Annotated in this window: 20 protein-coding genes; 10 read left to right on the top strand and 10 right to left on the bottom strand. The window is 65.8% G+C overall.

Annotated elements, in window-relative coordinates:
* The first annotated feature begins 73 nt into the window (after window positions 1–73).
* The 5 genes from ACREPD_RS15520 to ACREPD_RS15500 all read left to right on the top strand — a co-directional run bounded on the left by ACREPD_RS15520 (window position 74) and on the right by ACREPD_RS15500 (window position 3,666).
* Window positions 74–568 (top strand): hypothetical protein, encoded by a 495-nt coding sequence (locus ACREPD_RS15520; RefSeq protein WP_431600158.1) that lies wholly within the window; start codon window positions 74–76, stop codon window positions 566–568.
* A 208-nt stretch (window positions 569–776) separates the two neighbouring features.
* Entirely contained in the window at window positions 777–1,109 is a 333-nt protein-coding gene (locus tag ACREPD_RS15515) for a hypothetical protein (protein ID WP_431600157.1), read from the top strand.
* A 126-nt stretch (window positions 1,110–1,235) separates the two neighbouring features.
* Window positions 1,236–1,640, top strand: coding sequence for a hypothetical protein (locus ACREPD_RS15510; RefSeq protein WP_431600156.1), 405 nt, complete (start codon window positions 1,236–1,238; stop codon window positions 1,638–1,640).
* A gap of 854 nt (window positions 1,641–2,494) precedes the next feature.
* Window positions 2,495–3,031, top strand: coding sequence for an Imm26 family immunity protein (locus tag ACREPD_RS15505; RefSeq protein WP_431600155.1), 537 nt, complete (start codon window positions 2,495–2,497; stop codon window positions 3,029–3,031).
* 209 nt (window positions 3,032–3,240) lie between these two features.
* Complete coding sequence (locus ACREPD_RS15500; RefSeq protein WP_431600154.1) at window positions 3,241–3,666, top strand: NUDIX domain-containing protein; 426 nt, start codon at window positions 3,241–3,243, stop codon at window positions 3,664–3,666.
* 9 nt (window positions 3,667–3,675) lie between these two features.
* Here the strand turns inward: ACREPD_RS15500 and ACREPD_RS15495 are convergent, their stop codons facing one another.
* The 6 genes from ACREPD_RS15495 to ACREPD_RS15470 are packed head-to-tail and all read right to left on the bottom strand — an operon-like array spanning window position 3,676 to window position 12,416.
* Window positions 3,676–4,779, bottom strand: coding sequence for a sugar kinase (locus ACREPD_RS15495; RefSeq protein ID WP_431600153.1), 1,104 nt, complete (start codon window positions 4,777–4,779; stop codon window positions 3,676–3,678).
* A complete protein-coding gene (locus ACREPD_RS15490; protein ID WP_431600152.1) occupies window positions 4,776–5,957 on the bottom strand; it encodes a GDSL-type esterase/lipase family protein in 1,182 nt (393 codons plus the stop codon). Before ACREPD_RS15490 ends, ACREPD_RS15495 begins: the two co-directional genes overlap by 4 nt.
* Before the next feature lie 29 nt (window positions 5,958–5,986).
* Complete coding sequence (locus ACREPD_RS15485; protein WP_431600151.1) at window positions 5,987–6,742, bottom strand: SDR family NAD(P)-dependent oxidoreductase; 756 nt, start codon at window positions 6,740–6,742, stop codon at window positions 5,987–5,989.
* Window positions 6,743–6,778: 36 nt separating this feature from the next.
* The gene (locus tag ACREPD_RS15480; RefSeq protein ID WP_431600150.1) at window positions 6,779–8,068 is read right to left on the bottom strand and encodes an MFS transporter; all 1,290 of its coding nucleotides are present in this window, start codon (window positions 8,066–8,068) and stop codon (window positions 6,779–6,781) included.
* Complete coding sequence (locus ACREPD_RS15475; RefSeq protein WP_431600149.1) at window positions 8,065–10,302, bottom strand: oligoalginate lyase; 2,238 nt, start codon at window positions 10,300–10,302, stop codon at window positions 8,065–8,067. Before ACREPD_RS15475 ends, ACREPD_RS15480 begins: the two co-directional genes overlap by 4 nt.
* On the bottom strand, window positions 10,299–12,416 hold the full coding sequence (locus ACREPD_RS15470; protein ID WP_431600148.1) for a chondroitinase-B domain-containing protein: 2,118 nt from the start codon (window positions 12,414–12,416) through the stop codon (window positions 10,299–10,301). Before ACREPD_RS15470 ends, ACREPD_RS15475 begins: the two co-directional genes overlap by 4 nt.
* A 463-nt stretch (window positions 12,417–12,879) precedes the next feature.
* Here ACREPD_RS15470 and ACREPD_RS15465 point away from each other — a divergent pair, with 463 nt between their 5' ends.
* The gene (locus ACREPD_RS15465) at window positions 12,880–15,771 is read left to right on the top strand and encodes a TonB-dependent receptor (RefSeq protein ID WP_431600147.1); all 2,892 of its coding nucleotides are present in this window, start codon (window positions 12,880–12,882) and stop codon (window positions 15,769–15,771) included.
* A gap of 44 nt (window positions 15,772–15,815) precedes the next feature.
* Complete coding sequence (locus tag ACREPD_RS15460; protein ID WP_431600146.1) at window positions 15,816–16,559, top strand: FadR/GntR family transcriptional regulator; 744 nt, start codon at window positions 15,816–15,818, stop codon at window positions 16,557–16,559.
* Between the two features lie 202 nt (window positions 16,560–16,761).
* Here the strand turns inward: ACREPD_RS15460 and ACREPD_RS15455 are convergent, their stop codons facing one another.
* On the bottom strand, window positions 16,762–17,151 hold the full coding sequence (locus ACREPD_RS15455) for a DUF6165 family protein (protein ID WP_431600145.1): 390 nt from the start codon (window positions 17,149–17,151) through the stop codon (window positions 16,762–16,764).
* Window positions 17,152–17,343: 192 nt separating this feature from the next.
* On the opposite strand from ACREPD_RS15455, the gene ACREPD_RS15450 reads away from it, so the two are divergent.
* Window positions 17,344–18,033 (top strand): TorF family putative porin, encoded by a 690-nt coding sequence (locus tag ACREPD_RS15450; RefSeq protein WP_431600144.1) that lies wholly within the window; start codon window positions 17,344–17,346, stop codon window positions 18,031–18,033.
* A gap of 273 nt (window positions 18,034–18,306) precedes the next feature.
* On the opposite strand, the gene ACREPD_RS15445 is transcribed toward ACREPD_RS15450, so the two are convergent.
* A complete protein-coding gene (locus tag ACREPD_RS15445; RefSeq protein ID WP_431600143.1) occupies window positions 18,307–18,777 on the bottom strand; it encodes a DUF1456 family protein in 471 nt (156 codons plus the stop codon).
* A 156-nt stretch (window positions 18,778–18,933) separates the two neighbouring features.
* On the opposite strand from ACREPD_RS15445, the gene ACREPD_RS15440 reads away from it, so the two are divergent.
* Entirely contained in the window at window positions 18,934–19,431 is a 498-nt protein-coding gene (locus tag ACREPD_RS15440) for a hypothetical protein (RefSeq protein ID WP_431600142.1), read from the top strand.
* 71 nt (window positions 19,432–19,502) lie between these two features.
* The gene (locus ACREPD_RS15435; protein WP_431600141.1) at window positions 19,503–20,252 is read left to right on the top strand and encodes an SDR family NAD(P)-dependent oxidoreductase; all 750 of its coding nucleotides are present in this window, start codon (window positions 19,503–19,505) and stop codon (window positions 20,250–20,252) included.
* Here ACREPD_RS15435 and ACREPD_RS15430 read toward each other — a convergent pair whose 3' ends face one another.
* Together ACREPD_RS15430 and ACREPD_RS15425 are read right to left on the bottom strand one after the other, a co-directional pair.
* Window positions 20,253–20,609, bottom strand: a complete 357-nt coding sequence (locus tag ACREPD_RS15430) for a VOC family protein (protein ID WP_431600140.1) — start codon at window positions 20,607–20,609, stop codon at window positions 20,253–20,255.
* A gap of 117 nt (window positions 20,610–20,726) precedes the next feature.
* Window positions 20,727–21,141, bottom strand: a 415-nt coding sequence (locus tag ACREPD_RS15425) for an SPOR domain-containing protein (RefSeq protein ID WP_431600139.1), incomplete at its 5' end; no start/stop codon positions are given.

The raw sequence follows: 21,141 nt of genomic DNA, 5'->3' as shown, positions 1-21,141 counted from the left end.
GATTGGCGGGGTGGATGTCTCGCCGCGCCGCGGCCTGCAGTCCCGTCAGCGAGCAGGTAAGGGAGAGGATGGAATGATGATTGCTTCACCAGCCGGTTTGCTCGCCCTTTCGCTTCTTCAGCATGGCGCTGTGCGCGATCTCAATCATGATGGCGGAGGGGAGTACATATATGAAAGCGCATCCGACGCGTCTGCACAGGTGTCTGTGATCACGCTGAACATGAGGGATCGTGAGCTCGTCTACCCCGGGACGGTCACAGGGATTGAGGCTTGCCCTGATGAAAGGAGTAATTGCTTTAAGACCTCCCGAATGAGCTTCTGCGCGCCTACGGAGGCGGAGGCAAGGAGGGGGAGCTGGAGCTGCGGTAGTGACCAGCTTGGCTTCAGAGCCAAGGGAAATGTCACGCTGCGCATCCTCGGAAAGTCTGTGGAGGCCGCTGTAATTGAGGGAAGAGGCGTGGAGTACTTCTACAGCAGAAGAGAGGGGGTCGTGATGTTTCGCTTTGTCGGAGAGCAGGTGGCCGAGGTCTATTGGTTGGCTAGTCCGAAAGGATTTGCTTCGGAGTGATCAGGAAGACCAGATTCTTGCGCCACGCGCAGTGTCCAGTACCTTTTAGATGCGGAACTCCTGCGGTAAGCGGGGAAGACGTTTCGGCCGGGCTGCAAGGGTCTCTGGGTAGGATCGCCAGATCGCTTCGTGCGTGAGGGGAGCGGTTGACCAACGCAGCAGCAGGATTGCGGATATGGGCATCAAGGTCAAAGAGGCGAGCTGGTAAATGGCTATCAACTATCCAAACTTGACCCGCACTCAGGTAACAGTTGAGCTGGATGTGACCGACTCGAACGGTCAACTCGTTCATCCTGTTGATTGGAGGATATCCCGTCCGATGGCCCTTTCGATTGGAATACAGAAGGTCTGGTACGAATTCGTCCTCAATGATCTACACATCGATCGCGTTCTGCCAGGGCAGTCTGTGTCTTGTGACGTATCTTTTCTCGACCACGAAGGTGCAAAGATGCGCTTTCACCGAGGTGCTTCGGTCATATTTGGAGATGGAGCCGCTACAAAGGGTGTTATCCGAGTGATCTCGTTCGATTCGAATCAATGACGTCATCGGCGCAGCGATGAGGATGAATGTGGGAGCATCTCAGCAGAGAAGGAGCTTCTGGTGGTCGTATGCGACAGCAACTCCAAATGGATCATGCCCTCCAATCGCGGGGATAAGGCCTTATCCTTGACTCTGCTCAGTGAGCGGTCGAGTTCCAGTGGGCTACTGCTGAGATTGGAATACTGGGATGAATCAAACTGGGGTGTCACATCACGGCCAGATGCAGAGATGACTCCGGCGCTACGTGCGGCGGTCGAGCCAGTTCGGGTCGATAAGTCTGCGCTGCTGAACCTGCTCCATCGTATGCAGGCATGGCTTGATGGTGCTGTTGAATTCGAGCTGGAGCTGACATCAAGTGAGGATGCGGAGCAGTCGATGTGGGTCCGCATTGGGCCGGACGCTCGATTCATCAGCTCAAGCGATAAGCCGGTGTTCGAGGTGAGGTGTCGTCGCGGAGACAGCCTCATGCTCGGTTTCGCCTTTGTTGTCGACCAGTCGTGCATTCGCGAATTCATTCAAGACCGTTCGTGAGTCGATTTGGTGGACACCGGAACAGATCAGATGGGGCTTTTTGAATGAAGATGTCAGTAGCTGCCGCGTTACGAAGTCTGGAGAGGTATCTCTGTGGGTATGTTGATTGCAGCGGTTAACGTTCTTGGATTCATCGGCATGGCTTCGGTTGGCCTCATTCCAGTAAGAGTGCTGAGGACAATCAGTGTTGGGTTGATGCCACGATCAAATAGTACGGGTGGAAGGCTCGCTCTTGCCGGATACTCCGCGGTTGCGATGGTCGTTCTCTACATTGACGTTGCTCTCGTGCTCAGGGTGTTCTCCTGCCTAAACGGAGGGCACTGCGGTCCATCCAGGAACAGCGGGTGGCTGGCATTCGCGTCCATGGGGGTCTGGTACGTTGTGTTCGAGCTGGCCGGGGCTATTGCAACGTCAATTGCAAAGAGGGCGGCACGATTCGGCTAGGTCGGATGGAACCGTCAGTCAGGGTTTCCCAGCATTTCCCGGCGCACCCGCCACGGCGGTCAGCTTCTGTACCGGTCGGGTCGGTGTCTTCTGTTCCGTGTAGAGGCGCATCATCCCCGCTGTAGCGTAGTGGATCTGGAGAAGTCATGCGATGAACCTGACCTTGAGAGTGCTGCTTGTCTCCGGCACGGCCGCACTTGGCATCTGGATGCTCTTCTTTCTGCCTGGCTGGGTTGGGGGCGTGATCTGTGGTGGTCTCTTGTCCTGCGCGATACTTGCCACCGCTCTTCAGATAGTGGGCGCTAAGGGTAGGCATAAGGTCGCTAGACTCTGGAAGGAATTCTTCGATTCTCTCTACGGTCTGTAAGAGCGAGCGGAATGTGCGGTTCCCAGCGTCATCGGCGACTGGCGTGACCAAGATAGGAAGGAGTGTCGTGGTAAAGCCGAGACAGCGACAGAAGTGGGAAGTTGGCAGCGTGTTCGTCATTCCGCTGATGGACGGCTCGGGCTGCATCGCCAAAGTCGTTGGGCGGGAGCGCCAGATCCTGAACAGTGCCACTGTTGCGATCTTCGACGCGCGGCAGGATGCTTCGGTTGATGAAGTTCCGATATTGCGTTCCGAGGATGTCTTTTCGTTGGTGCTGGTCACAAAGGACTTGCTTGATTCCGGTCGATGGAAGGTCATCTCCGGGACAGGTGAAAAGCCGGTTGGTGAGCTCAGTCCATACGAGAATCTTCGATCCAACGGATTCATCGGCGCCAAGGTTCGTGGATCGGCTCTTGTTGAAGAGTTTGTCAATGCGTTCTATGGTTTCGCATACTGGGACGATTGGTATGTTCCTGACTATCTCGACGGATACTTGATCGGGCCGGAAAAGAAGCCTTCTGGACGCTTGAGCTTCTGTGGGAGGCATGGCGACGTAGGTGCAGCTGGAGCTACCGAGTGATGAATGCCAATTCCGGACGCTCAGGCTACGGAGTCAACCGTGCTGCTGCACTCAGAGCGATTAGAGACAGGTTCAATGACGAGCTTGATCGCCCAACATCGCAGACGGAAGGCGGGTTCATTCAAAGGCACTGAACCGGTCGGTGCAACCTACAGGATCGAGCTCGGCAATCCTTTCCAGCGATAATGCACCCGTCCCAGGAGAACCCCATGACCTCAACCACACCCCAACAACAGCCCCGCCTGGGCTGCGGCGCCGTCATCCAGCGCGCCGATGGTGCCGTGCTGCTGGTCAAGCGCGGGCGCCAGCCCGAGCAGGGGCACTGGGGTCTGCCTGGCGGCAAGGTCGACTTCATGGAGAAGGTCGAAGACGCGGTAATGCGTGAGGTGCTCGAAGAGACCGGGTTGCAGGTGAGCATTGAACGCCTGCTGTGCGTGGTGGACCACTTCGAGCCCACCCTGCAGCAGCACTGGGTGGCGCCGGTTTACCTGGTACGTGTGCCCGGCACGGCGCAGGCCATGCGGCTGGAACCCGAGGCCATCCTCGCGCTGGAGTGGTTCCATCCCGGGGCGATGCCCACGCCGCTCACCCGCTCGGCCACCGAGGGTTTGGCCCGGCTTTCAATGCAGGGCTGAGTCGCGGCGTCAGCGCCTTGCCGCTGCGCCATCCCCACGCGCCACGGCTTCCACTTCCTCGCGGCTGGTGCACGCCGCATCGCCGGGCGTGGACATCGCCAACGCGCCATGCGCCGCACCGAGCTCCACGGCCGCCTGTTCGCCCAGGCCTTCCAGCAGCGCGTGCACCACGCCGGCCACGAAGGCATCGCCGCCGCCCACGCGGTCCAACAGTTCCACCTCGCGCGCGGCGGAGACGAACAGCGCCTCGCGGTTGCGCAGGGCACCGGCCCAGCCGTTGCGCGCGGCATTACTGGAATCGCGCAGGGTGAAGGCCACGGCCTGCAGGTTGGGGAAACGCTCCAGTGCCCGCAGCGCCGCCGCATCGGCCGGTCCCACGTCCATCGGCGTCTCGCGCTTGCCCAGGTCGGCGAGGTCCATGCCCAGACAGGCGGCAAAGGAGTACTCGTCGCCAATGAGCAGATCGCACTCGGCGGCGATCGCGCAGTTCGCCTGCCGGGCGGCGTCCGGGTCCGGGTGGCTGTTCCACAGGCTGGCGCGGTAGTTGAGGTCGTAGGACACCGCCACACCGTGGCGGCGCGCGCCCTGCACGGCGGCGATGGCGGTCTGCGCGCTGTGCTCGGACAGCGCGGCGAAGATGCCGCCGGTATGCAGCCAGCGCACCCCGTGCACCCCGAACACCGCATCCCAGTCGTATTCGTCTGCACACAGCTGCGAGGCCGCCGAATACGCCCGGTCGGACACGCCCAGCGGCGCCCGCACGCCGAACCCACGCTCGGTGAAGTTCAGGCCCATGCGCGTGTTGCGGCCGATGCCGTCGTACTCGCGCCACACGATCTGGCTGCTGTCCACGCCGCCGGCCTGGATCAGCTGCTGGGCCAGCAGGCCCAGCTCGTTGCGCGGCAGGGCAGTCAGCACCGCCGTAGCGTGGCCGAAGGTGCTGCTCAGCCCGCGTGCGACGTTGTACTCACCGCCGCCTTCCCATACCTGGAACTGGCGCGCGTTGCGCACGCGGCCTTCGCCCGGATCGAAGCGCAGCATCACCTCACCGAGCGCCATCGCCGCCCAGCGCGGGTTCGCGTGCGCGGCCAACTGGAAGTGCTGTGCGCTCATCGTGCCGTGCAACCGAGCAGGGCCAGATCCACGCCCTCGGCTATGCGCCGGTAGCCTTCGTCGTTGGGGTGCAGGAAATCGCGGGTGATCGCCTCGGGCAGGAACTCCGGCTTGGCCGGGTCGCGCAGGATCTGGTCGAAGTCGATCAGCGCATCGAAGCCGCTGCGGCCACCGCGCATCCAGCTGTTGAGCGTGGTGCGGGTAGCAGCGGCCACCGGCTCGTAGCGGTCCGAGCCGCCGAACGGGGTGATCGTCGCGGCAATCGCGCGGATGCCGTTGCTGTGCAGCCGCTCGGCCACCTGGCGGTAGCCCAGCACCATGTCCTCGGCGTTGCGGCCGGCTACCGGCGGGGTGCCACCGTCGTGGCGGATATCGTTGATGCCTTCAAACAGGATCACGCGGTTCACGTGCGGCAGCGCGATCACGTCGCGGTCCAGCCGGGCCAGCGCGCTGTGGCTGCGGCCATGATCCATGACCTTGTTGCCGCTGATGCCTGCGTTGACCAGCACCACCTGGTCCGGGCAGGCCTGCTGCAGGCGGGCCGCCAGCAGCGCCGGCCAGTCGCCGTTGCTGCCGCGCGTGGCGGTCGCGCCTTCGGTGATGGAGTCGCCCAGGGCGACCACCACGATGGGCGTGCTGCTGCGCTCGGCCAGCACGGCCGACACCACGTTCTGCCGGTAGGCGAGCTTCACCTTGTCGGCGACCTCGGCCTGGCGACCGTCGGCAATACGCAGCGCGGTGCGTCGAACGGCAGGTTGGGTGGGGTCGGGGAAATAGACGGTGAGCGAGACATCGGCCAGCGCCGGCACCGTCATCGGTACCGGGTCGCTGAGCAGTGCGGCGCCCACCGGCACCACCACCTCACTGCGGCCATTGAAGGTCACCAGCTTCGCAGGCGTAGCCGTGCCGGTGCGGTGGGCGCTGGCGCCGCCGATATGCAGCGGCGCCACCCCCAGCTCATTGCTGATGCGGAAGCGCAGCGCCGTGGCCGAACTGGCCAGGCGCATGTCCTGGCGCACGGTCTGGTTGGCGAACTGCACCGGTGCTTCGGGTGTACCGTCCTGGCGGTCCGGCGCGGGTGACGCCGTCCAGGCCGGCACCCAGACCTGGGCCTGGGTGGGCAGCGCCGCGGCGCTGGTGGCAAGTGCAATTGAAAGTGCAGTGATCCAGCGCAGCATGGCGGCCCTCCCAGGCGGTCAGCGGTCTATCAGGAGAAGTAGGTGCCGCCGTTGACGTCAACGTTGGCACCGGTAATGAAGCCAGCCGCGTCCGAGGCGAGATACACGGCGGTGTCGGCCGCTTCCTGCGGACGGCCCTGGCGGCGCAGCGGGGTGTTGCCGGCCACGGCGGTACGCACTTCCGGCTTGGTGAATTCGTCATGGAAGCGGGTGGCGATCATGCCGCAGCACAGCGCGTTGACGCGGATGCCGCGCGGGCCCAGTTCCTTGGCCATCGCACGGGTGAACGTCATCACCGCCGCCTTGGCGGTGGCGTAGATCGACGCGCCCGGACCGCCGCCATCGCGGCCGGCCTGCGAGGCGAAGTTCACGATCGCGCCGCCTTCGGGCATGTGCGGCACCACCGCATGCGTGGTCAGGTAGACCGAGCTCATGTTGAGGTCCATGACCTTGTGGAAGAACGCCGGGTCGATCTCGGCCAGCGGGCGGCGCTGCACCATGCCGCCGGCCACGTTGACCAGCACGTCGATCTGCGGGCCGAACGCGGCCTGGGTGGCGGCGACCATGCCGGCGACGGCCTGCGCATCGGTCACGTCGGCGCGGTGCACGATGGCGGTGCCGCCGGCGGCCTGTACCTGCTGCAGGGTTTCCTGCGCGCTGGCCTCGTCGTTGGCGTAGTTGATGCACACCTTGGCGCCGGCCGCGGCCAGCTTGAGCGAGATCTCACGGCCGATATCGCGGCCGCCACCGGTGACGATGGCCACCTTGTCCTTGAACTGATTCATTTGCTACTCCAGTGATGCGAGGGGGAAAAGGGAATGTCAGCGGGAGGGCGGCGCGTCGACCTTCTCGACGCGTCCGGTCACCAGCCACAGGGCGAGCAGGGAGGCGGGCACCAGCGCCGCCACCAGGATGAAAATGGGTGCATAGGAATCGCGGGTCATCACCGGCACCAGCCAGGTGGTGATCAGCGTGCCGGCCACCGCGGCCATGCCGCCCAGCCCGGCCAGCGAGCCGACCGACTTGCCGCTGAAGATGTCGCCGGGCAGGGTCTGGATGTTGCCGATGGCGATCTGGAAGCCGAACAGCACAAAGGCAATCGTCACCACCGCCCACACCGGGTCGGTGGCCAGCACCGCGCCCAGCAGGGCCGGGGCCATGATCGCGCCGCCCAGGGTGATGACCCACTTGCGCGCGCGGTCCACGCTCCAGCCGGCGCCGATCAGCCGCCCGGACAACCAGCCCCCGCCAAGGCTGCCGATCATTGCGCCCACATAGGGCACCCAGGCGAAGATGCCGATCTGCTTGATGTCGAAACCGAAGGTGTCGGCCAGGTAGATCGGCAGCCAGGACACGAACAGCCACCAGATCGGGTCGATGAAGAAGCGCGTCGCCAGGATGCCCCAGGTCTGCCGGTGGCCCAGCAGCTGGCGCACGTTGGGCACGTACTCCACCCTGGGCACCGCCGGCTGTTCGGTCGGCGCATCCAGGATCAATGCACGCTCGGCCGCGCTCACCCACGGGTGCTTGTCGGGCCCGGCGCGGTAGATGATCAGCCAGGGCAGCAGCCACACGAAGCCGATGGCGCCGATCAAAATGAAGGTGCCGCGCCAGCCCAGCCACAGGAACAGCACTGCGATCAGCGGCGCCGAGATGATCGCGCCGATGGAGGCGCCGGCATTGAACACGCCCTGCGCCAGCGCACGCTCGCGCGCGGGGAACCACTCGGCGTTGGCCTTCACCGCGCCCGGCCAGGCGCCGGCTTCACTGATGCCCAGCATGGCGCGCACGATGCTGAAGGACAGGATCGAGTGGGTGACCGAGTGCAGGGCGATCGAGATCGACCACACCGCGATCGACAGCGCGAAGCCCAGCCGCGTGCCGATGATGTCGAACAGGCGCCCGAACACGAACTGGCCGGCGGCGTAGAACAGCATGAACACCGTCACCAGCAGCGCGTAGTCTTCCTTGGTGGCGCCCACGTCCTTGGAGATCTGCGGCCACATCACCGCCAACGCGTTGCGGTCGATGTAGTTGATCACCGTGGCCACCGCGATCAGGGCCACGATCAGCCAGCGCACGTACGAGCGCGTCCGCGTGCCGACGTTCATTTGCCGTCCTTGCCGCTGGCGGTATCGAAGCGCTTCCAGCCGCCGGTCCAGCTCCAGCGCTGGCCCTCCGCGCTTACCTCGTGGCTGCCGCCCTTGGACGGGTCATCGGCAATGCCCAGCGCCACGCGCGTGCCGCCGGCCAGGTTCAGCACCAGCACGCTCGCATCCTTGCCACGGTAGTGCGCCAGCCGGTCGATGCGGCTGTTGGCCCCGCGCACGGTCTCGGCGGTGCCGTCGTACTGGCCATGCGGTTCCAGAACGCCATAGAACGTGGTGCTGGCCTGGCCGTCCACCCGCTGCAGCAGCATCGGTTCACGGCGCAGGTTGAAGGAAGGATCGTTGGCGCCGCTCTCGCCGATCAGCGCCCGCGACGGCGCGGTGCTGGCGAAGCGGTAGGTGTAGAAGCGCCCGTCCAGCAGCCAGGTCAGGCTGCGCGGCGCGGTGCCGGGTTCGCTCGACGCATCCACCCACACATGCTGGTAGCCGTTGGCCTTGCCCAGCACCGGCCGGGTGGCCACGGCGGACTGCGCCTTGAAGCCGACGTCCATGATGTGGCCGTTGAAGTGCAGCGGCAGGTCGTAGCGCGCCGGTTTGCTGCCCTCCACGCGCAGCAGGTCCAGCACCACCGGCTGGCCCAGCGACGGGTGCGAGAGCAGGGCCTGGGTGCGGGTGAACGCCACCCCGTCGTAGGCGCCGACCATGCGCGCCGACGCAATCTGCGTGTCATCGGTCACCGCGAACAACAGCGGGGCGGGGGCCAGCGGCTGGCCCTTCTTCCAGTCGCCACCGAAGTGGCTCTGCTCGTTCACCACCAGCGTGTTGTGCGCCAGCGTCTGCCGCGCCCAGCTGTTGTTCTCGGGCAGGTAGATGCCGCCGGACTTCGCCTCGATGTTGAGGAAGCGCGCCGCGCCGTAGTCGGTCACCACGCGCTGGCCGTTGTCGTAGAACAGCCAGTTGAGCTTGTCGAAGTGGCCGTGGCCCATGCCCTGCTTGGTGTTCTTCATCACCAGCGCCTGGCCGTCCTCACCGCCCATGCGCAGGATGGCCAGCGCGCCTTCGGTGCCGTCCGGGCCATCGCGCAACAGCGTGGGCACGAAGGCGAACGGCTTGGCCTTGCCATCGGCCAGCGCCTTGGCCACCTGCAGGCCTTCGGGCGAGAGCAGCACGCGTTTCTGCTGCTTGGCCACCGACAGCAGGCGCGCATCGCTGGTGTTGGCGTAGGCGATGTCGATGCCGGCCACCAGCTCTTCGGTGTCCAGCCCCTTGTCCAGGATCGCGTCGTTGATCGGAATGAAGTAGCCGGCGTAGCTGCTCTGCACCAGCGCGTCCACCGCCTTGAGCAGCACGCCGTCGCGGCGCTTGAAGATGCCGCGCTGCGGTTCGTTGCGCTCCACCGCGTTGGCGAACAGGATGAACGGCGCCAGCGCATAGCGCTGGTAGTAGGGGCCTTCCTCGTAATAACCATCAGGCGAGAACAGCTGGTCCACCTGCTTGAGGAAGCCGGCATTGCCATCGCGCTTGCTGCCCATCAGCGCCTGCTCCACCAGCACCGGGTCGCGCAGTACGTAGCCGGTCATGCCGGTGGCGGCCACCGCCCAGGTGGCGTGGTTGTGGATCTTGTCGAAGTTCTCCGGGTTGCCACTCAGGAACTGGGCCATGGGCCGGAACACGTTGTCGTCGATGGTGCGGCGCTCGTCGGCACTCAGGCTGTCGCGGATCGCGTCATAGCCCTGCACCGCGTTCACCAGCCACACCGAATCGTTGAGGGTCTGCCAGAACAGCCGCCCCGGAATCTGCCCGCGCCCTTCCGGGTGCGCGCCCAGCCCGGGGTAGAGCTTGGCGTAGCCGAGCAGCACGTCGCGCGCGAAGTTCGCGTACGCCTTGTCGCCGGTCAGCCGGTACAGCGCGCCAGCAGCCTGGATGGCCTGGTAATTGCGCTTGTGCTGTTCGTGGGTGTAACCGCCGCCCTTGTCCTTGGGGACCGGCACGTCGATGCCGGCCTTCATCATCGCGCGCACCAGCTTCTCGGCGCGTGCCTGTTCCTTGGCGAACATCGGGTAGCCGGCGCCGTCGCGGCGCATCTGCTCCCACTGTGCGGCGGTGACCAGCACCGGCGCGCTGGAGGCCTCGCTGCTGCGCGCGGCCGGGCTCTCGGCCTGGGCATGTGCGGCGGGAAGCGCGGCTGCGCTGAAGGTGGCCGCCAGCAGCAGCATCAGGGGCGTGGAACGCGTCATGGCAGGGTCTCGGCTGGGATATCGGACTGCAGTGCCGCCGTAGCGGTAAAGGTGTTGCCGTGCAGCTGCAGGTGCGGCTCGCCGACCTGGTGGGTGAAGCGCACGCGGCCGCTGCGCTGCCAGCTGGTGTCGCTCAGGCTGGCCAGCTGCACACCGTGCAGGCGCAGGCTGGTGTCGGCGCTCGCGCCGACCGTGTCCAGTCGGCTGCTGCGCAGATAAAGGGCGGGGCCGAAGGTACTTTCGTCGGTGCCGCCGCGGTACAGGTTCACCAGCGGACCGCCGATGCGTTGAAAGACCGAGTCCAGAATGTCCACGGTCTCCACGTTGTAGGTGCCCAGGTCATCGGTCTCGGCGGACGCGTTGATCACGCTGCCGCTGATGTCATCCACCCCGACCTGCTGCAGGCGGATCCAGCGCGCCAGCGTGCCCTTGCCTGTGTTGATGACATCGAAGGCCTTGTTGCTGGTCAGGTCGTGGATGCGGCTGTGGGTGATTTCCAGCGTGTAATCGAACGCCTGGCTGCCGGGGGGCACACGTACTACCGCATTGCCTGCGGCGTCCGGGGCCAGACTGCCATCGATGTCCAGCCGGGTGAGCCGCAGCGCACCGCCCGCGCGCAGCTCGAACAGCGACGGACCGCTGAACCGCACGCGCGCGCTGCCCTGCTGCGGCCCTTCCACGCTGAGCGGGTGGGTGAGCGCCAGCACCTGGCCCACGCGGTAATCGCCGGCTTTGAGCTGGAGTACATCGCCGGGCGCGCTGTCGGCCACGGCGCGGCTCAGGGTGTCTTCGCCCGGCGCAACGCTGTGGCTCGCGCCGCTGTCCACCGCCACCTGTGTGCGTTGCTTGGGGTACCAGTCCACGCCCACCTGCTCGCGCGCGACCGGCGCGAGGTCACGCGGCGCGCCCACTTCCGTACCCGCGGGCGGATACAGCAGGCCATTGGCCGCGCGCTGCAGGGTGAGCGCACGGCCGCTCACGCCGCCCGGGAAGCCGGGCGACACGGTTGGGCTCTGCACGTTGCCACTGAAGGCGATGCCGCCCAGCTCGCCCTGCACGCGCAGCGGTTCGCCGGTGCCGTCGCCGACGAACAGGTTGCCGTCGATCCTGCTGCGCACCGGCATGGCGTTGCGTTCGTCATCCAGCCCCGCGCCGAGGAACAGATGGCGCACCTGCACGAAGCTGTTGTTGCTGATGCGCGCATTGTCGACCTGCTCATAGCGGTTCAGCGGCGCATCGCGCGTACCGGCCATCACCGCCAGCGCAGAGGCGAAGCCGTCGCCGACCACGCCTTCGAAGTAGTTGTCGCGCACGATCTGGTCGCGGTTGATCACCCGCACGCCGCCGGTGTGCGGCTTGCCGTCGCCGAGGAACACATTGCGCTCCACCACGTTGCCGTGGCCGTGGCGCAGCACCAGCGACCCGCGCGAGGTCTTGAATACGTTGCCGCGGTAGAGATTGCCGCCGGACTTGTTGGAGACGATCTCCACCTCGCCGTCGCATTCCTCGAACCAGTTGTTCTCCACCACCGTGTTGGAGGCCGACTGCGAATCGTGGCTGGTGCCCACGCGGAGGGTTTCGCCGCCGTTGCTGCCCAGGTTGGGGCGCGGCCCGAACCAGTTGTGGTCGATGCGGTGCTGGTTGTCCAAGCCGCTGGTGGCGTTGCGCACCACCACCAGGGTGGTGCCGGTGTTGGTCTTGCCGACCAGCTGGTTGTGGTCGAAGCGATTGAACTTGCCGTACATCGCCACCCAGTTGTCGGACTGGGCGCGATCGGGCTTGTTGTAGCCGTCGATGACGATGCCGGTCACCCGGCTGTGCTCGGCCCATTGGCTGGACGAGCGGCGGAAGCTCACCACCTCGCCGCCCGGCGCCCAGCCATCGCGGAAGACCAGGTTGGAGACCTCCAGATAGGCACCCGCCAGCCGCAGCTGGGATTGCCCGCTCAGGATCACCTTCCCGGGCGTCTGCGCCGTCAGTCGAATTGGTTGACCAATTTTCCCGGTCCCGGTCAGCAACAGATCCACATCGCGCCAGATCCCGTCGGCCAGGATCACCGTGTCGCCCGGTTTCAGGCTCTTGGCGGCAGCAGCGTACCCAGCCGAGTCATGCACCAGATACTCAGCCGAAAAGGCAGCAGTAGGCACCAAGGCCAGGACGACCGCGAGACCCACCCCGGTAGGGTCGGTTCCCAAACGACTGCCCGTACGGCCAATCGCCCCTTTAACGCATGGACCCAACCAACGCCAACGCTTCACCACCACCCCACCAAACCGTACCTCTTGTTGCTGTGCCACAGGCTAACCCTCCCAGATCACCGTAGACCCCAACGCGAGTCCGGATGGTAACAGCCCCAACCGCAACAACGTCAACCACAATCACATACCACTTTAGCCGCATCTGGTAAGCCATTTGCGCAAACATCTGCTGCATCCGCACATAAAGAACGCTCAAAGTGGTCTAGGCAGTTCACAGGGGTAGACTTTAGTACCAATTCATTGACATTGGTCTTTGAGTCGTGAATCTTCCGGATCGAATCCGTGTATTCGGACGATCCATCCTGGGAGGGAGATCACGATGTTGCATGACCGCCGTACGGCCTCGCCACGAGGCCTTCGCCACACCGCGCTGCACAGCGCGCTGTTCTACGCCCTGTGCGCCACTGCGGCCGTGCCGCTGGCCCACGCACAGGACGCCGATGCACCGGCCAGCCCGCCTGCACAGGCCACCACGCTCGACCAGGTCCAGGTGACCGGAACGCGCGGCACCATCCAGACCTCGATCGACAAGAAGCGCGAAGAGACCGTGGTCTCCGACGTGCTGTCGGCCGAGGACATCGGCGACCTGCCCGCACTCTCGATCGGCGAGGCCATCGAAACCATCACCGGCGCGTCCACCCACCGCGAGAAGGGCGGCGCCTCCGAAATCTCGATCCGTGGCCTGGGACCGTTCCTGGGCTCGTCCACCTTCAACGGGCGCGAGGCCACCAACGGCAGCGGCGACCGCTCGGTGAACTTCAACCAGTTCCCGTCGGAGCTGATCAACACCGTGGCGATCTACAAGACCCAGCGCGCCGACTTCGTCGAAGGCGGCGTGGCCGGTACGGTCAACATGGAAACCGTCAAACCGCTGGAGTACGGCAAGCGCACCTTCCAGCTGGACGGGCGCGGCACCTGGCAGGAATACGACGACCGCCTGAAGGACGGCGACGGCGTGGGCTGGCGCGGTACCGCCAGCTACATCGACCAGTTCGACCTCAGCGGCGGCGGCAAGCTCGGCGTGTCGGTCGGCCTGCAGGCGCTGGAAGGCAGCAACCCGGAAGAGATGTTCTCCAGCAGCACCACCTGGGCAGCCTGCGACGGCCGCGAAGTGGTCGGCGCCACGCGCAACTGCACCCAGGTCAACGGCAACGACGTGGCCAACGGCGTGCCGTACTACCTGGTGCCGGGCAGCCGCCTGTACCGCCAGTTCATCGAACACGACAAGCGCGATTCGCAGTTCGGCGCGGTGCAGTGGCGGCCCAACGACGCGGTGGAAGTGAACCTGGATTACCAGCACTCCAAGCGCGATTACACCGAAGACCGTTCGGACCTGACGCTGTCGTCGATGATGCGCAACCTCAACAACCGCGTGGTCAGCGACGATGGCGCGCTGCTGCACCACACCGGCAGCACCACCATCGATTCCACCGGCAACTTCCTGGAGCGCAAGGAGGAATACACCGGCGGCGGCTTCAACGTCATCGTGCGGCCGAGCGCGGCGTGGATGTTCTCCACGGACCTGTCCTATTCCAACACCCAGCGTTCGCAGATCGAACGCTCCACCCGCCTGCGCGCCGGCCGTACCGACGTCAACGGCAACCCGGTGGCCGGCATCAAGAACACCCGTTACGTCGACTACACCTACGACTACAGCGGCGACGTGCCCAGCATCTACCTGGATCCGGCGTTCGATGTGAACAACCCGGACAACTTCACCGATTCGGCCCTCATCCGCCGCCGCCAGCAGGACCGCGAGCACACCATCCGTGCCGGCCGGTTCGATGCGGCGTTCACCCCCGAAAGCGGCTTCTTCACCGCGCTCAAGGGCGGCCTGCGTCGGTCGGAGGCGACCTACACCGACTTCACCGACACCGTGGATGTCACCACCACCAATGTCGCCGCGATCCGTGCGGCCAACCGCGCCTGCCGCCAGGAGTTCCCGCAGGACGACTTCCTGGCCAACGCCAGCGGCAACACCATCGACCAGTGGGCCACCTTCGACAGCCGCTGCCTGTTCAAGGCCTTTACCGGCGCGGACGACACTGGCCTGAGCGCAGACCTGCGCGACCCGGCCAACAACGATGTGACCGAGAAGACCAGCGCCGTGTACTTCATGGGCGACTACAGCAGCGAATGGTTCGGCGTGCCGGTCACCGGCAATGTCGGCCTGCGCTGGGTGCGCACCGACGTGCGTTCGGTGGGCCTGCGCAGCGGGCTGGACGTGGTCAACAACCCCAATGGCACCGTGACCCTGCAGCCCACCGGCGACTTCACTCGGCAGGTGCTCAAGTCCAGCAACGACGAATGGCTGCCGAGCTTCAACGCCGCCTTCGAACTGCGCCCGGACCTGCTGCTGCGTGTGGCGGCCTACCGTGCAATGTCGCGTCCGGACCTGGCCGCGCTCGGCTTCGGCCGCAGCTTCAGCCTGGACGAAGTGGACACCGAATTCGGCAGCGTCGCCGACGCATTGGGCAGGATCACCTCCACCGGCAACCCGCGCGCCACCCCGCTGATGTCGTGGAATGCCGACGTCTCGCTGGAGTGGTACGCCAACGCCGATTCCATGCTCTCCACCGCCGTGTACTACAAGCAGTTCAACGGCGGCTCGGTGCCGGTGGTGGTGGGGGAGGACTTCGATATCGACGGGGTGAGCGTCACCGTGCCGGTGCAGCAGCTGGCCACCAGTGACCAGAAGAGCGACCTGATCGGCTTCGAACTCACCGGTTCGCACGCCTTCTCCTACCTGCCGGGGATCTTCTCCGGGCTGGGCGTGAAGGCCAGCTACAACTACGCCCATTCCAACTTCAAGACCGAAGACCTGCGCCTGGGCGAATCCACCGATCCGTCCACCGGCTTCGTCACCCCCGGCATCGTGGAGCCGGCCAGCATCTTCGGCCTGTCCAAGCACGTGGCCTCGGCCCAGGTGTACTGGGGCCTGGGCAAGCTGGACCTGCAGGCCATCTACAAGTACCGCTCCGACTACTACCAGCAGTTTGTCGGCGACCCGGCGCAGAACCGTTACGTACGCGACAATGGCTCGCTGGACTTCCGCGCCACCTACAAGGTGAACAAGCACCTGTCGGTGTCGCTGTCGGCCAGTAACCTCACCGACGAGCCCCGGGTGTCGGATATGCCGATCCTGGGCAGCTTCCGCGAGTACACCACCTACGGGCGGCGGTATTATCTCGGGGTACGCTACCGGTTCTAAACAAGCGTGCTGGTTCCCAGCCACCGTACAGCCAGGCCTTGATGATGTCCGAACCCCGCCTTTACCAGTCCATTGCCGCCGAAATCGTCGCGCTGATCGAGAAGGGCGAATTCCCGCCCGGCTCGCGCCTGCCCGGCGAACGCGACCTGGCCGAACGGCTGGGGGTGAGCCGGGTAACCGTGCGCGAAGCGGAAATCGCCCTGGAGGCGCAGGGCCTGATTACCATCAAGACCGGCTCGGGCGTGTACGTGAAGGCACGTCCGGCGGCCGCCCCTGGCGCGCTGCCGGACGTATCGGCCTTCGACCTCACCGCCGCCCGCGCGGTGATCGAGGCCGAGGCGGCGGCCATGGCCGCCAGCCGTATTACCGATGCCGAAGTGGAGATGCTGGAAGGCCTGATTGCAGCGATGACCGACCCGGCGTCGAGTGAGACGGCGGCCAGCGAGGCCGACCGCCAGTTCCACCTGGCCATTGCGCGCATTGCCGGCAACCCGGTGGTGGAGCACTGCGTGCAGCTGATCTGGCGCATGCGCAATGAACTGCCCCGCGTGCGCCAGGTGTACGCCAACGTGTGCCACAACGATGGCGACACCCGCAACGACGAACACACCGCCATCCTCGATGGCCTGCGCATGCGTGACCCGGGCGCGGCGCGCACGGCGATGCGCAATCACTTCCAGCGGCTGTTCGAATCCATGCTGGAAGCCACCGAAAATGAAGCGCTGGCAGAGATCCGCCGGCGCACCCAGCAGGACCGCGAGCGGTTCCTGGCCGCTACCGCGCGTTGATGGTTCCCGCCACCCATGGGGTGGCTCTACGGCCCGGTCCACCCATTCGCGGAACAACGCCATGGCGCGATGCGCCCATTCGCGGAACAACGTCATGCCAGGACGGCGGCGCCCGGCTTGTACTCGAACGACTGCGCGAACGCCGGTAGAGCCACCCCATGGGTGGCTGGCGCGATGCCGACCCGCGACATGCGCCTGACGATCATTCCCCTTGGTACTGCTTTTCTTCCACCAGCTCCGACCCGGCAATGCGGTTGATCTCGTTCTTCACCTTCACCCGCTCGCCGTTGGTGCCATACACGCCGCGCGCCAGCTGGATGAACTGATCATCGAACACCTGCGCCGCTTCCTTGTCGCGCAGCTGGTCCTGGATGTCCCACATCCGCTCATTGATGTCCTTGAGCTGGGTCTTCAGCGCATCCAACCCCGGCTGCGCAGCCAGCAGTTCCTGCCACAGCGGCAGCAGCCCATCCAGTTCGGTGCGCACGTTGGCGACCTTGCCCGCATCGGTGATGCGTTCGGCCTTGATTTCCAGGATGGTGATCTTGTCGATCAGCTCGCCAATCGATACCGGGGTCAGGATCGCGTCCACGCCATTCTCGCTGCAGGTCAGTCAGGGCCGCCATGATAGCGCGGGCCGCCTGAAGGTCTGGTAGGCAGCTTTTACGCCGAATTTGCGCGCGGCGCCGCCGCAGCGCATGGCGCCTTTACGGGCGCGCTCACCACACTGTGCGCTTCAACGGCGCGGCCGTTTTCTGGAGGGGTGGACGTGGTGGCAAAGCAGGTGACAGGGCGCGCAGTGCGCCGGGTAAGTGGGCTGGTTCTCGGCCTGGCGATCAGCGGTTCGGCGTTGGCTGGTGTGGATGGCAATGCAACGCTGACCTCCGATTACGTCTGGCGCGGCAGCTCTCAGACCATGGAAGACCCCGCCGTACAGGCCGGCGTGAAGCTGAGCAGTGCATCGGGCTGGTACGCCTCGGTGTGGGGCTCGGGCGTATCGTTCGAACCGGACGCCGGTGCACGCAGCGAATTCGACATCGTTGCCGGCTGGGGTGGTGAGCTCACGCCGGATTGGGCGCTGGACGTCAACCTCACCCATTACCTGTATCCGTCCACGCGCGTGGACCTGGACTGGACCGAGCTCAACAGCACCCTGACCTGGAAGGCGCGTTACTGGCTCAGCGTGGGCGTCTCTGACGATGCGCTGGCCAGCGGCCGCACCGGCACCTATGCCCAGTTGGGCGCGCGCGTACCGCTGGGCGAGCAGTGGCGCATCGAAGGCGCGGTGGGCCAGTACTGGCTCGACAGCGCTTACGCCGACGATTACCTGCATGGCCAGCTCAGTGCGATCTGGAAGGTGCATGGTCCGTGGGAGCTGCGCGTGACCGCGCACGACACCGACCGCGCGGCCAAGCGCCTGTTCGGCAGCAACGCCGGTTCCCGCGTCGAGTTCGCGATCCAAACCACCTTCTGACGCATCCCGCGCCCCGCCGAATGACCGGCTCCCCGCCGAATCACCGTCGGGGCACCGGTAGGATCGGTTCCCAAACGATTGCCGATACGGTCAATCGGCACGTTGACGCATGGACGCTGATCGAAAACGCGCCTCTCCGCCAACGGTCATGCCCAATCGGGGTAACCACCCGCGCGTGCAGTCGATAGGGATGCGACCCTACCAATGGCGGCCGAACCGCCGGTGGGGCAGCGACCGGAGAGGTCGCTGCCCTCACGACCTCGGCAACGCGCCTTACGCCGCGCGAACGCGCAGCGTCAAACCCTTCAGGAAATTACGCAGCAGCTGATCGCCGCAGGCACGGAAATTCTTGTGGTCCGGTTGGCGGAACAGCGCCGACAGCTCCGGCTTCGACACCGGGAAGCCCGCGTTGTTGAAGATCTCATGCATGTCCACGTCCTTCAGCTCGAAGGCAACACGCAGCTTCTTCAACACCAGGTTGTTGGTGATCCGCTTCTCCACCGGGCGCAGCGGCTGGCTTTCATCGCGGCCACGGAAGTGCACGATCAACCCATCCAGGAAGTGGGCCAGGGTGCGGTCGTCGCAGGCCACGAAACCTTCTTCGTCTTCCTTGCGCAGCCAGCCAGCCACATCGGCCTTGTCCACCACGAAGGCCGGGTCGGCCAGGGCACAGGTGTCGGCAATCATGCCGTCGCTGAGGTCGAGCATGTAGCGGATGCTGCGCAGTACATCGTTGTTGATCATGAGACGTCCAATACCGCCGACGCGGCTGCGTGGCTGGCCGCCATTTTACCCCCACCCGGCCCCCGCACCCGCCAGGCCTGTTCCGGCTGTCATCTGGCTGCCATGAAAGTGAAGCACAGTGCGGGCCTCAGGCATCAACAGGCAGTGGAGCAGGCAATGCGCAGGTGGCAGGTTCTGGCGGGTGTGGGCATGGTCTGGCTGGCCGCAACGGCCTCGGCCCAGGCCCCGTATGTGGCGATCGAACAGCGGGTGGACCCGCAGCAGCTGGCCGACGTGGGCCTCACCCCCGCGCAGCTGCAGACCCTGAACCGCCTGCTCCGCGAGGCCGACGCCCGTGCCCCGGCGCCGGCCCCCGTTGCCGCCGCGCCGGTCGCCCAGGCGCCGCTGCAGGGGGCACCGAACCCGGCGCCGATGTTCCCCGGCCTGGATGACGGCCCCATCAAGGCCAGTGTCGTTGGCGACATCAGCGGCTGGCAGCCGGGCATGGTCTTCACCCTCGACAACGGCCAGCAGTGGCAGGTGCTCAAGGGCGAAATGAAGCTCAAGGCCGCGCGCAGCAACCCGCCCATCGTGGTGGTGCCGGGCATCGCCGGGCGCTGGTTCCTGCAGGTGGACGAGGACCTGCCCAAGGCCCGCGTGTTCCGCATCCGCTGAAGCCGCCAACCGGCGGCAACACGCGCCGGCGGACGGTGCGAAAATAGTCGGGATTCCCACGGAGTACCCCGATGACCCGTACCGCTCTGATTACCGGCGCCACCTCCGGCTTTGGCGCTGCCGCCGTCCATCGTTTCGCCCAGGCCGGCTGGCGGGTGATCGCCACGGGCCGCCGCGCCGAGCGGCTGCAGCCGCTGGTAGACCAGTACGGCCCCGAGCGCGTGCATGCGGCGGTGTTCGACGTGCGCGACAGCGCCGCCATGGAAGCGGCGCTGGCCGCACTGCCGGCCGGGTTCGTCGACATCGACCTGCTGGTCAACAACGCCGGCCTGGCCCAGGGCACCGCCCCGGCGCAGAGCGCCTCGCTGGACGACTGGCGCACCATGATCGACACCAACGTCACCGCGCTGGTCACGCTCACCCACCGCCTGCTGCCGCAACTGGTGGCACGCAAGGGCGCCATCATCAACATCAGCTCGGTGGCCGGCGTGTACCCGTACCCGGGCGGCAACGCCTACGGCGGCACCAAGGCCTTCGTCAGCCAGTTCTCGCTGGGCCTGCGCTCGGACCTGCACGGCACCGGCGTGCGTGTGACCACCATTGAGCCGGGCATGGCCGAGACCGAATTCACCCTGGTCCGCACCCATGGCAACCAGGCGGCCTCGGACACGCTGTACACCGGCGCCAACCCGATGACCGCCGACGACATCGCCGAGCAGATCTTCTGGGTGGCCAACCTGCCGGCGCACCTGAACATCAACCGCCTGGAGCTGATGCCGGTGAGCCAGTCGTTCGCGGGCTTCCAGGTCGCCCGCGACTGATCACGCCGCCGACCACACCGCCAATTCGTATCCATCGGGGTCGCGGAAATGGAATCGGCGCCCGCCCGGGAAATCGAAGGCCGGCGTGGAGATCTCCGCGCCGGCGCGTTCAACGCGCGCCTGCGTGGCCACCAGATCATCGGCGTACAGAATCACCAGCGGCCCACCGCTTCGCACCGGCCCATCGGTGGTGAAGCCACCGCGCAGCCGCCCGTCGTTGAACTCGGTGTAGCCGGGGCCGTAGTCCGTGAAGGTCCAGCCGAACACCTCGCCGTAGAAGGTCTTGCTGCGGGCGATGTCGGCAACGTTGAATTCGATGTTGTCGATGCGGTGGTTGTTGCCGTCTGAACTGCCCATAGGTGCTCCGTGCTGGAGGATTGGGGGACTAACGTAAAACAAAAAGCCCCGCGATGCGGGGCTTTTTGTTTGGTGGTTCGTGGCAGCCGACTAACAGTCGGCTCTACCCAGTCGGTGCTACTGCGCCTTGATCGCCATCGCCTGCAATCCGGTGCCGTCCAGCTTCTGCTTGGCTTCGGCCAGCTCGCCGGCGCTGCCATACGGCCCCATGCGCACGCGGTACACGGTCTTGCCGTTGATCTGCGCCGACTCCACCCGCGCCGCCAGACCGATCATGGCCAGCTTGGCCTTGGTCGCTTCGGCATCGCCCGACGCGCCAAACGCGCCGGCCTGCAGGATGTAACGCACGTTGCTGGCCGCCGGCTCAGCCGCCGCCGTGGCCGTTGCCGGGGTCGCAGCCGCAGCAGCGGGCTCCGGCTTCGGGGTCGCGGCAGCACTCGGCGTGGTCGCCACGGCGGCCGGCTTCGGCGCAGGGCGCTCGCTGACCGGCGCCGGCAGCGGTGCCGCCGTGCTGACCTGTGCGGTCGAAGCC

Origin of the sequence: Stenotrophomonas sp., assembly GCF_050737075.1 — a bacterium.
Taxonomy (GTDB): Bacteria; Pseudomonadota; Gammaproteobacteria; order Xanthomonadales; family Xanthomonadaceae; genus Stenotrophomonas.
This window is presented reverse-complemented; position numbering and strand designations above follow the sequence as displayed.